This window comes from Mycobacterium heidelbergense (assembly GCF_010730745.1).
GTDB lineage: Bacteria > Actinomycetota > Actinomycetes > Mycobacteriales > Mycobacteriaceae > Mycobacterium > Mycobacterium heidelbergense.
Map to the genome: position 1 here is coordinate 1196667 of NZ_AP022615.1, position 11895 is coordinate 1208561.

The following is an 11895-nucleotide window of genomic DNA, read 5'->3' on the forward strand; positions in this document are numbered from 1 at the left end:
TCATCAGAAACTCAATCCGTTCTCGCGTGCGGCATCGGCCAGCGCCGCGATCCGTCCGCCGTAGGTGTATCCGCCACGGTCGAACACCACGGTGTCGATGCCGGCGGCCTTGCCACGCTCGGCGATCAGTTGGCCCACCCGCACGCTGCGGGCTTTCTTGTCGCCCTGCAGGCCGCGCACGTCGTCCTCGATCGACGACGCGGCGGCCAACGTGGTGCCGTTGTCGTCGTTGACCAGTTGCACGTGAATGTGCCGCGCGGACCGGTGCACCACCAGCCGCGGGCGCGCCGCGGTGCCCGCGATCTTCTTGCGCAGCCGCGAGTGCCTCCGCAGCCGGGACACCCGCCGAGTCGCGGAAATTGTTTGCGCCATAACTACTTACCCGTCTTTCCGACCTTGCGGCGGACCTGCTCGCCCTCATAGCGCACGCCCTTGCCCTTGTACGGGTCGGGGCGGCGCAGACGGCGGATGTTCGCCGAGATCTGGCCGACCTGCTGCTTGTCGATCCCGGAGACCGTGAACTTCGTCGGTGACTGGACCGCGAACGTGATGCCCTCGGGCGCCTCGATCACCACGGGATGGCTGTAGCCCAGCGCGAACTCGAGATTGGAGCCCTTGAGCTGGACGCGGTAACCGACCCCGAAGATCTCCATCTTGGTGGTGTAGCCCTGCGTGACGCCGGTGACCAGGTTAGACACCAGGGTGCGCGACAGCCCGTGCAGCGAGCGGTTGTGCCGCTCGTCGTCGGGCCGGGTAACCACGATCGCGCCATCCTCGTTGCGCGCCACCGTGATCGGCTCGGCGACCGTCAAATCCAGCACGCCCTTGGGCCCCTTCACCGAGACCTTCTGGCCGTCGATCGTCACGTCGACTCCGGCGGGAATCGGAATCGGCTGCTTACCAATGCGCGACATGGTTACTTCCTCTCACCAGACATAAGCGAGGACTTCGCCGCCCACGCCCTGCCTGGCCGCCTGACGGTCGGTGAGCAGGCCCGAGGACGTCGAGATGATCGCCACGCCGAGTCCGCCGAGCACCCGCGGCAGATTGGTCGATTTCGCGTACACCCGCAGCCCCGGCTTGGACACCCGGCGCAGGCCGGCGATGCTGCGCTCCCGGCTGGGCCCGTACTTGAGCTGGATGATCAGCGACTTGCCGACCCGAGCGTCTTCGGTTCGGTAGTCGGTGATGTAGCCCTCGCTCTTGAGGATCTCGGCGATGTTGGCCTTGATCTTGGAGTGCGGCAAACTCACCTCGTCGTGGTACGCCGAATTGGCGTTGCGCAGACGCGTCAAGAGGTCTGCGATCGGGTCCGTCATCGTCATGGTGTCTAGTCCTGTGTCCGGTTACCAGCTGCTCTTCTGCACGCCGGGCAGTTCACCCGCGTGGGCCATCTCGCGCAGGCAGATCCTGCACAGGCCGAACTTGCGGTAGACGGCGCGCGGGCGCCCGCACTTGCTGCAGCGCGTGTAGGAACGCACCGCGAACCGTGGTTTCCGAGCCGCCTTGTTGATCAGTGCCTTCTTAGCCATCTAGTCAGTTCTCCTTGAACGGAAAGCCGAGGGCCCGCAACAGCGCTCGCCCTTCGTCGTCGGTCGTCGCCGAGGTGACGACGTTGATGTCCATCCCGCGGACCCGGTCGATCTTGTCCACGTCGATCTCGTGGAATACCGACTGCTCGGCCAGCCCGAAGGTGTAGTTGCCGACACCGTCGAACTGCTTGGGCGAAAGCCCGCGAAAGTCACGGATGCGCGGGAGCGCGATCGACGTGAGCCGGTCGAGGAACTCCCACATCCGGTCCCCGCGCAGGGTGACCCGGACGCCGATCGGCATGCCCTCGCGCAACTTGAACTGCGCGATGGACTTGCGCGCCTTGCGAACCTCGGGTTTCTGCCCGGTGATCAGCGCCAGGTCGTTGACCGCGCCGTTGATCAGCTTGGCGTCGCGGGCCGCTTCACCGACGCCCATGTTGACGACGACCTTCGTCACGGTCGGGATCTGCATAACGTTGCCGTAGCCGAACTGCTGGTGCAACGAATCCCGAATCTCTTTGGCGTAGCGCTCCTTGAGGCGCGGCTGAACCTTTTCTGCAGTGCTCATCAGATGTCCTTGCCATTGCGCTTGGAGACGCGGACCCGCTTGCCGGTCTCCTCGTCGACCCGGTAACCGACGCGGGCGGGCTTGCCGTCCGAGTCGACGACCATCACGTTGGACACGTGGATCGGGGCCTCCTGGGTGACGATGCCGCCCGACTGCGCCCCGCGCTGGTTGGTCGAGATCGCGGTGTGCTTCTTGATCCGGTTGACGCCCTCGACCAGCACCCGGTCGCGTTCCGGGTACGCCTGCAAGACTTTGCCCTTGGCCCCTTTATCCTTGCCGGCGATCACCAGGACGGTGTCGCCCTTGCGGACCTTCATCTACAACACCTCCGGGGCCAGCGAGATGATCTTCATGAATCGCTTCTCACGCAGTTCGCGGCCGACTGGGCCGAAGATGCGCGTCCCGCGCGGGTCGTTGTCGGGCTTGATGATCACCGCGGCGTTTTCGTCGAACTTGATGTAGCTGCCGTCGGGCCGCCTGCGCTCCTTGACGGTGCGCACCACGACGGCCTTGACGACGTCGCCGCGCTTGACGTTGCCGCCGGGGATGGCGTCCTTGACGGTGGCGACGATGACGTCACCGATGCCCGCGTAGCGTCGCGACGAACCGCCGAGCACCCGGATGCACAAGATCTCCTTGGCCCCGGTGTTGTCGGCGACCTTCAGCCGCGATTCCTGCTGAATCACTCGATCTCCTGACCTGGTTCACGTGTGCACGGCAGGAGGGAGGCAAAGCCCACCAAAAACCCTGACATGCGCGGTGTTGAAACTTCTTTGTCGCCCAATTGCACGCGGGGCCGATTACACACCGGCCGAGGTCTGCCCAGGGCAACCCCTGAAGTCTAGGGGACGAGCAGCTCAGCGCCAAATTTCGGGCTTGGTCAGGGGTCTATAGCGGCTCTGCTGAGCCTTTCGCCGATCGTGCGGATATCGCCGAGATGGTGAACGCCCTCGTGCATTGCCTGGCGAACCAGCCAGCGTGCGGTGCGGTGTTCGCCTGGCAACCGGGTTGCGACACGGTCCCAGTCCGGCTCCCCCGTGCGGGCAATTTCTTCACAGAAACCCGCTGCGGCGGTCGCAACCTCGCTAAGCGTGGCGGCGAGGTCGCAGTCGTTGTACCGGAAACGACGCGCCCGCAAATCGTTGAACATTGGCTCCAAGGCGGGCTGGTATTCGGTCCGCGTGCGGTGCAATCGGATAGTGAAGGTGACGTAGACATCGCGGAGATGGCAGACATACTCGGCAACCGTCCACACGGTAGGACCGGGCCGCATCCTGCGCACGTCAGCCGGGATTGAGTGCACCGCCTCCCGGACAGCGCGCGGGATGCCGACGATGGAGTCGACCGCATCGCCGACGCTGATCTGCCGGTAAGTCAGCCCACAGACATCGCAGGTGTGATCCTCAGCGGCCAGCGCCGGTAGCGACTCGCGGCTCGAGTGGTTCTCTGCATCCGACGCGGCCACGGGAATATCCTCCGCCTAAAACGGTGTCGGGGTCGGGTGGGGCCGATCCGCCTCGGGCCAGACTCAGGCGCCGCCACAGCGACTGGCCGGCAGGATCGCGTGCATCGTTCTGACAACAGGCGCAGCTCAACATTTGGCCGCCGGGTAGACACGCTGAGCTTGACCGGGAACCATTGGGCCGCAGTCACTTCGCCGTTCTGACGATGGTGAGGTTGTGATCATGTAGCGCGGTGATAAGTGCGCGGGTCCCGTCGTCGTGTTGTGGCGCCAGTTCATGGGCGATGGCTGTGCGCACCACGGCCGATACCGGTAGGCCGCGTTCTGCGGCAGCGGCGCGTAGCCGGGTCATCTCATCGTCGGTGAGGCGCACGGTAAGGGTTTGGGCCTTTTCGCGGTTGGGTTGGGTGGCCGACGCGGTCGTGTATTCAGAGCTGTCGACGGCTTCCAGCATGTCACACGCCAAAGTCGTACGGGTAGGCCGCATTGCTGTATTACGGCATTCATGGAATGCTGTAACCATGTCATTTCATGGATATGTTGGAGTGCAGGCTCGAGGTGTAGTCGCCCTGCCCGCGGAGGTTCGGCGTCGGCTGCACCTAGATGAACCGGGTGCACAAGTAGAGATCACCGAGCGCGACGACGGTGTGCTCGAGCTGCGCCCATCGCTGCCTGTTCCCGCCGATCAGCGTTGGTTTTGGACCGAGCGCTGGCAGCAGAGTGAACGGGAGGTTGACGACCACGTGGCGGCGGGGCGGGTCACGGTGCACCAAGACGGCGATTCCTTGCTGGAGCACCTCGATCGGCTGGATGCCAGCCAATAGTGAAGTTTGAAACCACACCGGCATTCGACGCCGACTACCGTCGGCTCAAACGCGAGCACCGCGAAGCCTTCCGCCGGGTGCTCAAGACCAAGTTCATCCCGGCATGCGACGTGCTGGCAGTTAATCCATCCGAAACCTGGCCTAAATCGCTTCGCGTCAAGCCGGTCCAGGGGGCGCATGGGGTGCTCGAAATGACCTGGTCGTTCGCCAGCCCTGACGGTCGCGCCACCTTCGAGCTGGTCACGGTGGGCGGGGAACTCCGCTGCCGGTGGCGCCGCATCGGGGACCACTCTGTGTTCGCCTCTCCCTGACCCGCGAGCGAGCTGGTCGCACAAAGACAACAGCAGGTGACAATGTCACGAATATCGTTGCTTTCAGCCAAGATTCGTCGGCAAGCGGCAAACTAACCTGACCTTGGAGACAAGTCGGGAATCTACCTGCATCGGGTGCGCTCGGCCAGGCAGCATAGGGCCGCAAAATGGCGCACGGCGGCCGAGCACCGCGTCGGCCACGGCGTGCCGTCAGCTCCCCGAACCGACCGGGTGCGGTGCATCCGCGTCGGCGGTGATGACCAGCTGGGTGCGCAGCCCCACCCGCGCGGCGAGATTTACCAGTGTGTCCAGGGAGAACTTGCTGATCTTCCCGCAGATGAGATCGGACACACGCGGCTGGGTAATCCCGAGGTTGCGCGCCGCCGTGGTCTGCGACCAGCCGAACTCGGTGAGCCGACTCCCCACGGCGAGGATGAGGTCGGCGCGGGCACGCAGGTTGGCCGCCTCTTCGGGGGTGTCCGCGATAGCGTCCCACACGTTGGTGAAACTCTGCACTTCGTCACTCATGGTCTGTCTCCTTCCGTGTGTGCCGCGTCTTTGCGGGCCGCTTCCAATCGCTTCTTACAGAGGTCTTTCGCCGACTTCGGTGTCTTCTGGGTCTTCTTCGTGAAGCAGTGCAGGACGTAGACGCAGTTACCGATCACCGTCGTATACATGACGCGGAAGATGCCCTCGGCGGTTTTGACTCTGATCTCCCGGACTCCCATGGCGACCGTATTCATCGGCTTCCAGTCCTCCGGGTCCAGCCCCTGCTGTACGCGGTACAGCTCGACGCCGGAGTCATGCCTCGCCTGATCGGGGAACTCCCTCAGCTCATCGAGCGCCCGCCCTACGAACCTGATCTCCTTCACTGCCCAACTATACAGAATTTTGTATAGCGGTATACAGCGTTGCTGTAGCACTGCACGGGCCCCGGAGTCACATTTCCGGGGGGATCTCGATAACCGCGCACCGCCGCGGCGCTCCTCTCATCCTCTTCCGGAATGGCGCCTCAGCAATGCGCGCAGAGCACGCCGGACGGCGGCGGACAGTGAAGCCAGCACCTGAGCTGTAGTACAACTGTGTATTACACTTTGAGGGCATGGCGACCGACTGGTCGAAGCGCGGTGGGCCAAAAAGCGGTCGCCAGGTTCGCACCCTCGGCTACTCGCCCAGCGCTCGAGCTGTCCTGAGTGTCATCACCCTCGACAAGGGAGATGTCGTATGGGGCGTCAACGCATGGCAGTCCAACAGCTACTACCGCCAAGGAGGTCCAGATGAGTAAGAGCCTTGATGATTTGCTGGCCGAAATCGGCGACGAGGCCGAGGCCGCCGAAGCCGACCAGACTGACAGGCCGATTCCCCCGCACGTGAAGATCACCCGCGGCAACCCGCGTAGCAAAGTGCTGCAAGTCCGACTCAACCCAGAGGAACTGGAGTCGCTGGAACATATCGCCCGGCGCCGCGAGCTACCGGTGTCGACGATCGCCCGCGAGCAGTTGCTACGGCTCATCGCTGAAGACCACTTGGGAAGCCCGCACGCGCTGGCGCAACTGCGTGACAGGCTTGCCGGGGCTGCCGACACCATCCTCCAGGTGGCCGACACGATCGCTGGCGCACCTTCGGGTTGACCAGCCACCGACATCCCTTGCCGCGAGCGTGCGTGTCTGTGCAGGGACACGCCGCGGCGGTTGGCATTTTGCGCACGCTCGGAGCTATGCCGGCCCAACCACACACCGAAAGCCGATGTGGGTCGTCGCGGTGTCCTGCGATTGCGGTGACCGCGCGGCCGGCCGGTAGCGGTGGCAGTACTCCGGCGCGCACAGGTGCGAACCACCCTTCAACGTCTGGCTGACGCCCGGATCGGCGGGACCCGATGGGGCGCAACAGGCTTTCGGCGGCCGATCAAGCCGGTGGTGCGCGGAAAACTCGGTGGCGGTCCACTCCCAGACGTTGCCGATCATGTCGACCAGCCCGAACCCGTTGGCCGGAAAGGTGCCCACGGGCGACGTTCCCACCCAGCCGAGCGCGCCGTCGTTCCGATAGGGGAACTTGCCCTGCCAGGTGTTGGCCATCAGTTGACCGTCGGGGGCCGCCTCGTCGCCCCACGAGTAGGTGGTGGTGCTTCCGGCGCGGGCCGCATACTCCCATTCGGCCTCGGTCGGCAGCCGCCGCCCGGCCCAGCGCGCGTAGGCCGCGGCGTCGGGGTATGCCACCTGCACGACGGGGTGATCGGCGCGGTCCGCGACCTCGCTGTCCGGCCCGAACGGATGACGCCAGCTCGCGCCGGGTGCCCAGTCCCACCATTGCCGCCAGTCGCGCAGATCGACCGGGCCCGGCGTCGGGCGGAAGACCATAGCGCCCGGACACAGGCCTTCGGGATCCGCGCCGGGGTACAGCGCCGGGTCGATCGGTTGCTCGGCGACCGTCACATAGCCTGTGGCGGCGACGAATTCGGCGAACTGCGCATTGGTCACCGGGTGCCGCTCTATCGCGAACAGACCCACGGTCGCGGTATGGATCGGCGCCTCTTCCGGGTAGAAGCTCGTCGAACCCATGCGGAACGATCCGCCCGGCAGGTCGACCAACTCGGTAAGCACCACTTCAGGGTATGACGACCCGCGCGGCCCGGTATCAGGCCTTCTTCGGCTGCTTTCGATCTCGGTTTCGCCACCAGGCGACCAGGAACAGGGTCATCGCGGTGACGAGGCCGATCAACACCCACAGCACGACGGCCTGGTCGATCCACGAACCGAACGGCGGGCCGCCCGGGAGGATGTTGCGCAGCGGGACAATGGCGAACAGCATCGCGGCGTACCACGTGATGAACGGCGGCAGGAAGGACGTCCTGCCCAACGCCATCGGAATGGCCACCCACAACGCCAGCACGGGCAGGGCGATGAGGACCAGGCAGATTCCGAAGTCGAAGATCAGCGGGCCCTTGGACCTGTGCAGCGTGATGGTCACGTCGTCCTGGACATCCGGGTTGGAATCCTCGGAGTCGTGGACGCGGTTGACGGTAGCGTCCCAACCATCCAGCTTTCCGGTCACTTCGACGCGGGCGGGCACCTTTTCCCGGCTTTGGCCGGTACCGGTGAACACGTCGGCCGCGATCACCTGCGTTTTGTACGCGTCGAATGGCCAGTTACCGGGATCGCCCTGCGCCTCGATGGTGGTGCTGACTTGGGCCGGCGCCTTTCCGACCGGGTACTGCAGGTCGCCGAGGTCGTTCTCCGGATACAGGCGCACGGCCGCGTCGGTGGTGAGCACGCCGAAGTTCTTGTCGTACAGCGAATCCTTGGGATAGACAAGAACATTCACCGTCAGGCGGTTTGCGACGGTATCCAGCTTCTCGAGGCGCACCTGCACGACGCTGTCGTCGGCCTCGACCTTGCTGAGGTCGACGGCCGGCAGCGGCGGCGCCGACTTGGCCAGCAGGTGTACCGCGATCAGCGACAGGACATAGATGACGACGAGCGCCACTATGATGCCGAACGCGATCGCGATGCGCGGTCCTCGCGCCTCGGGCGGCGCCGGCGGCATAGCCTCGGTAGTCATTGGTCAACCTCCAGGCGTAGTCGGAAGCCTTAACGAAGCTGGGCTTAGATGCTAGCAGCGGGCGGCGGCCGGCAAACGCACCGCCAGCTCAGTCTCGTGAAAAAGCAAGCGCGAGTTCCCGTTCCACGTCTTCATAGGGCCTGCCCGAGAGGTCGATCGTGACCTGCGCGATGGTGCCCCCGGTGAATGTGAACGGGGCCTTATAGCGGCTCGACACTCCCGAACCGCCATTGCGCCCGATGGTGATACCGGCGCCCGCCAGCCCGAACGTTCCGGGATGGGTGGTCACCTCCGCCAGCGTGCCGACCACCGCGTCGTCGACGAACAGCGTGAGGTCACCGAGGGGGGTGTGGCTGTTTTCCACCGTGCCCGTCCGCGCATAGCGAACACCGAACACATGTCGGCCCAGCGGCACCGGGCCGGACGACGAGATCAGCTGCTGGCGCTCGCCGAGGAAGTTGTAGACGTAGTGCAAGCGTCCGTCCTGGATGAACAGTACGTGCCCGCCGTGAGCGCCACCCTGTTTGAACAGCACACCCTCGGCGCCGGTGGTATCCACGGTCACGTCGGCCAGCACGGTGAACGAGCGACCGCGGATCTCGGCGGCGGCGCCGATGCCGACGTCCGCGCAGTCGGGATAGTAAATGTAGCTTGGCCTTTCGCCGACCAGGTACGGCCGCGACCGCGTCAATGTCTCGATGAGGTTCAAGTCCGACAGCGGCAGACCGTTGTACTTGGCGGCCTCGGAAAACCACAGCGCCTTAAGCTCTTCCAGCTTTTCGGGTTGCTCGGCGGCCAAATCATGGCACTGGCTGCGGTCGGCTTCGATGTGGAAGAGCTCCCAGCGATCGGCCTCGAAGTGCGACCAACCCGCCGGCGTGGCCGCATGAATGGTGTTGGCGAACCAGCCCCGGTGCCAGATCCCGCGGGTACCCAGCATGGTGTAGAACTGGGTTTCCTTTCCGGTGTCGGCGCCCGGATCGGCAAGGGCCGCCTTGAAACTCACGCCATCCAGTGGCTTTTGCGCAATACCCTTGACGGTCCGCGGCGGCGTCAGGCCCAGCAGGTCGTAAACGGTCGGAGTGATATCGCAGACGTTGACGTAGTTGTCACGAACCTCGCCGTGCGCCGCAATGCCATTGGGCCACGAAATGATTGCCGTGTCGGCGATCCCGCCCTCGTGCGAGGCATAGCGCTTGTACAGCTTGTAGGGGGTGTTGAAGGCCATCGCCCATCCGATCGGGTAATGGTTGTAGGTCTCCGGACCGCCCAGGTGGTCGAATAGCTTCATGCTCTCTTCGACGGTGTCGATGTAACCGTTGAAGAACTTGCCCTCGTTCACCGATCCGTTGGGCCCGCCCTCGCCGCTGGCGCCGTTGTCGGAGATCACCACGATGATCGTGTCGTCGAGCTGGCCGGACTCCTCGAGATAATCCAGGATTCGGCCGATCTGGGCGTCGGTGTAGCTCAGGAAGCCGGCGAACACCTCGGCCATCCGGGAGAACAGCCTCTTCTCTTCGTCGTTGAGCGAGTCCCAGGGCCGCACGGTGTCCTGCAGGGGCCACGACTCGCCCCGCGGTCCTTTCACGTCCAAATACGGGTTCACCGGCGACAATTCGGTGTCCGGCGGCACGATCCCCAGCGACTTCTGCTTCTCCAGCACGATCTCGCGGTAGCGCTCGTAGCCCATGTCGAACCGGCCCGCGTACTTGTCCGCCCACTCCTTGAAGACGTGGTGCGGGGCATGCCCGGCGCCGGGGCACACGTAGCTGAACCACGGCTTGTCCGGCGCGATGACCTTGGCATCGCGAATGAATTCGATGGTCTTGTCGGCGAGGTCCTTCGACAGGTGATAACCGTCTTCCGGTGTGCCCGGGGGGTTTACGGGGTGGTTGTCGTATACCAGGTCGGGATACCACTGGTCGGTCTCGCCGCCCAGGAAACCGTAGAACCGCTCGAAGCCGCGCGAGGTCGGCCAGTGCCGCTTCGTCGACGCCATGTTCGACTCTTCGAGTGGCGTCAGGTGCCACTTGCCGACGCAGTAAGTGTTGTAACCGTGTTCGGCGAGCGCCTCGGAAATCAGCGCCGTGTCGGCCGGGATCCGCCCGTTGCAGTTCGGGAAACCGTCGGTGAACTCTTCGATGGTGGCCATGCCGACCGTGGTCGCGTTGCGCCCGGTCAGCAGGGACGCCCGGGTCGGCGAGCATAGCGCGGTGGTGTGAAATTGCGACAGTCGCACACCGCGTTCGGCTATCCGCGTCATGGCGGGCATCTCGACCAGGCCGCCGAAGCAATCCCAGGTGGCGATGCCGGTGTCGTCCCAGACCAGGTAGAGGATGTTCGGCGAGTTCTCCGGCGCGGTCGGTGCCGCGTACGGTCCCCAGTCCGGCTCCGAATCGCGGATATCCAGCTCGATCTTGCCCTGAAATTCCGTCGATTCTGCCGCCATCGCCAGCCTTCGTCTCGTCGTGGACGTCCAGCCGAACGTCGCGTGCAGATTACACCCGCGACCAAGGCCAAATAGCAAAATCGCCCGAAACCTCCTGGTTCCGGGCGATTTTTACCGCTCGAGGCTGCTGGCAGGCCACCTGGCCTTTGCTTGGCCTTTACTTGGCCTTTTCGAGGATCTCGACGAGCCGCCAGCGCTTGGTGGCCGACAGCGGGCGCGTTTCCATCAGCGAGACGCGATCGCCGATGCCCGCGGTGCTGTTCTCGTCGTGCGCCTTCACCTTCTTGGTGGTACGGATGATCTTGCCGTACAACGGGTGGCGCATGCGGTCTTCCAGCTCGACCACGATGGTCTTCTGCATCTTGTCACTCACGACATAACCGATGCGCACCTTGCGCCGGCCGCGCGTCGTGGGTGTGCGCGGAGTGTTCTTGGGGCCCTTGTCTTTCGACGCGGCATCCTTCGCGGCGGCCGCCTTGGGGGCGGCTTTCGCGGCCGTTTTCGGAGCTGCCTTCTTGGCTTCTGCCATCACGATTCCTTGTTTCCGTCGGTACCGTCGGGTCCGCTAGCCAGGCCCAGTTCTCGTTCCCGCAGCACGGTGTAGACGCGCGCGATTTCCTGACGCACGGTGCGGAGCCGGCGGTTGTTGTTCAGCTGCCCGGTCGCCATCTGGAAGCGCAGGTTGAACAGCTCCTCCTTGGATTCGCGCAGGCGCTCGGTCAGCTCCTCCTCGGTGAGCTCGCGCAGTTCTCCAGGCGAAATTCCCAGTGCCATCAGAACTGATCCTCTCGCGTCACGATGCGTGCCTTGATCGGCAACTTGTGGATCGCGCGGGTGAGCGCCGCGCGGGCCACCGATTCGTTGGGGTAGCTGAGCTCGAACAGCACCCGGCCCGGCTTGACGTTGACCACCCACCACTCCGGGGAGCCCTTGCCGGAACCCATCCGCGTTTCGGCGGGCTTCTTGGTCAGCGGGCGGTCGGGGAAGACATTGATCCACACCTTGCCGCCACGCTTGATGTGCCGGTTGATGGCGATACGGGCCGACTCGATCTGCCGGTTGGTGACGTAGGCGTGCTCCAGGGCCTGGATGCCGTAGTCACCGAAGTTCACCGCCGTGCCGCCGCTGGCGATTCCGCGCTGGCGGGGGTGGTGCTGCTTGCGGTGTTTAACCTTGCGGGGAATCAACATG

General features: G+C 64.6%; 20 protein-coding genes. 3 read left to right on the forward strand and 17 right to left on the reverse strand.

Annotated elements, in window-relative coordinates:
- Positions 1-3: 3 nt before the first annotated feature.
- The 9 genes from rplR to G6N25_RS05705 form a co-directional block, all read right to left on the reverse strand.
- Positions 4-372 carry a 50S ribosomal protein L18 gene (gene rplR / locus G6N25_RS05665; RefSeq protein WP_083073927.1) on the reverse strand — a complete coding sequence of 123 codons (369 nt, stop codon included), beginning with the start codon at positions 370-372 and terminating at the stop codon, positions 4-6.
- Between the two features lie 2 nt (positions 373-374).
- On the reverse strand, positions 375-914 hold the full coding sequence (gene rplF, locus G6N25_RS05670) for a 50S ribosomal protein L6 (protein WP_083073928.1): 540 nt from the start codon (positions 912-914) through the stop codon (positions 375-377).
- 12 nt (positions 915-926) lie between these two features.
- A complete protein-coding gene (rpsH, locus tag G6N25_RS05675; protein ID WP_083073929.1) occupies positions 927-1325 on the reverse strand; it encodes a 30S ribosomal protein S8 in 399 nt (132 codons plus the stop codon).
- A gap of 21 nt (positions 1326-1346) precedes the next feature.
- Positions 1347-1532, reverse strand: a complete 186-nt coding sequence (locus tag G6N25_RS05680; RefSeq protein WP_083073930.1) for a type Z 30S ribosomal protein S14 — start codon at positions 1530-1532, stop codon at positions 1347-1349.
- Between the two features lie 4 nt (positions 1533-1536).
- Positions 1537-2100, reverse strand: coding sequence for a 50S ribosomal protein L5 (gene rplE, locus G6N25_RS05685; RefSeq protein ID WP_083073931.1), 564 nt, complete (start codon positions 2098-2100; stop codon positions 1537-1539).
- Positions 2100-2417, reverse strand: a complete 318-nt coding sequence (gene rplX, locus G6N25_RS05690) for a 50S ribosomal protein L24 (protein WP_083073932.1) — start codon at positions 2415-2417, stop codon at positions 2100-2102. The genes rplE and rplX overlap by 1 nt, the downstream gene beginning before the upstream one ends.
- Complete coding sequence (gene rplN / locus G6N25_RS05695; RefSeq protein ID WP_003403649.1) at positions 2418-2786, reverse strand: 50S ribosomal protein L14; 369 nt, start codon at positions 2784-2786, stop codon at positions 2418-2420.
- Positions 2787-2980: 194 nt separating this feature from the next.
- Positions 2981-3565, reverse strand: a complete 585-nt coding sequence (locus G6N25_RS05700) for a DinB family protein (RefSeq protein WP_083073933.1) — start codon at positions 3563-3565, stop codon at positions 2981-2983.
- A gap of 184 nt (positions 3566-3749) precedes the next feature.
- Entirely contained in the window at positions 3750-4016 is a 267-nt protein-coding gene (locus G6N25_RS05705) for a ribbon-helix-helix protein, CopG family (RefSeq protein ID WP_158084871.1), read from the reverse strand.
- 91 nt (positions 4017-4107) lie between these two features.
- On the opposite strand from G6N25_RS05705, the gene G6N25_RS05710 reads away from it, so the two are divergent.
- Both G6N25_RS05710 and G6N25_RS05715 read left to right on the forward strand, forming a co-directional pair.
- Positions 4108-4386 (forward strand): AbrB/MazE/SpoVT family DNA-binding domain-containing protein, encoded by a 279-nt coding sequence (locus tag G6N25_RS05710; RefSeq protein WP_232065703.1) that lies wholly within the window; start codon positions 4108-4110, stop codon positions 4384-4386.
- A complete protein-coding gene (locus G6N25_RS05715; RefSeq protein ID WP_083073936.1) occupies positions 4386-4697 on the forward strand; it encodes a hypothetical protein in 312 nt (103 codons plus the stop codon). Before G6N25_RS05710 ends, G6N25_RS05715 begins: the two co-directional genes overlap by 1 nt.
- 210 nt (positions 4698-4907) lie before the next feature.
- Here the strand turns inward: G6N25_RS05715 and G6N25_RS05720 are convergent, their stop codons facing one another.
- Positions 4908-5225 (reverse strand): helix-turn-helix domain-containing protein, encoded by a 318-nt coding sequence (locus G6N25_RS05720; protein ID WP_083073937.1) that lies wholly within the window; start codon positions 5223-5225, stop codon positions 4908-4910.
- Positions 5222-5569 carry a type II toxin-antitoxin system RelE/ParE family toxin gene (locus G6N25_RS05725; protein WP_083073938.1) on the reverse strand — a complete coding sequence of 116 codons (348 nt, stop codon included), beginning with the start codon at positions 5567-5569 and terminating at the stop codon, positions 5222-5224. The genes G6N25_RS05720 and G6N25_RS05725 overlap by 4 nt, the downstream gene beginning before the upstream one ends.
- Before the next feature lie 405 nt (positions 5570-5974).
- Between G6N25_RS05725 and G6N25_RS05730 the strand changes: the two genes are divergently transcribed.
- Positions 5975-6328 (forward strand): CopG family transcriptional regulator, encoded by a 354-nt coding sequence (locus G6N25_RS05730; RefSeq protein WP_232065704.1) that lies wholly within the window; start codon positions 5975-5977, stop codon positions 6326-6328.
- An 84-nt stretch (positions 6329-6412) separates the two neighbouring features.
- Here the strand turns inward: G6N25_RS05730 and G6N25_RS05735 are convergent, their stop codons facing one another.
- The 6 genes from G6N25_RS05735 to rplP all read right to left on the reverse strand — a co-directional run bounded on the left by G6N25_RS05735 (position 6413) and on the right by rplP (position 11894).
- Entirely contained in the window at positions 6413-7297 is an 885-nt protein-coding gene (locus tag G6N25_RS05735; RefSeq protein WP_083074023.1) for a formylglycine-generating enzyme family protein, read from the reverse strand.
- A 34-nt stretch (positions 7298-7331) separates the two neighbouring features.
- Positions 7332-8255: a DUF4436 domain-containing protein gene (locus G6N25_RS05740; RefSeq protein ID WP_083073940.1), complete on the reverse strand. Its 924-nt coding sequence runs from the start codon at positions 8253-8255 to the stop codon at positions 7332-7334.
- A gap of 88 nt (positions 8256-8343) precedes the next feature.
- Positions 8344-10704, reverse strand: coding sequence for an arylsulfatase (locus G6N25_RS05745; RefSeq protein WP_083073941.1), 2361 nt, complete (start codon positions 10702-10704; stop codon positions 8344-8346).
- Between the two features lie 157 nt (positions 10705-10861).
- Positions 10862-11236: a 30S ribosomal protein S17 gene (rpsQ, locus tag G6N25_RS05750; protein WP_142272615.1), complete on the reverse strand. Its 375-nt coding sequence runs from the start codon at positions 11234-11236 to the stop codon at positions 10862-10864.
- Complete coding sequence (rpmC, locus tag G6N25_RS05755; protein ID WP_083073943.1) at positions 11233-11478, reverse strand: 50S ribosomal protein L29; 246 nt, start codon at positions 11476-11478, stop codon at positions 11233-11235. The genes rpsQ and rpmC overlap by 4 nt, the downstream gene beginning before the upstream one ends.
- Complete coding sequence (gene rplP / locus G6N25_RS05760; RefSeq protein ID WP_083073944.1) at positions 11478-11894, reverse strand: 50S ribosomal protein L16; 417 nt, start codon at positions 11892-11894, stop codon at positions 11478-11480. The genes rpmC and rplP overlap by 1 nt, the downstream gene beginning before the upstream one ends.
- Position 11895: the final 1 nt, after the last annotated feature.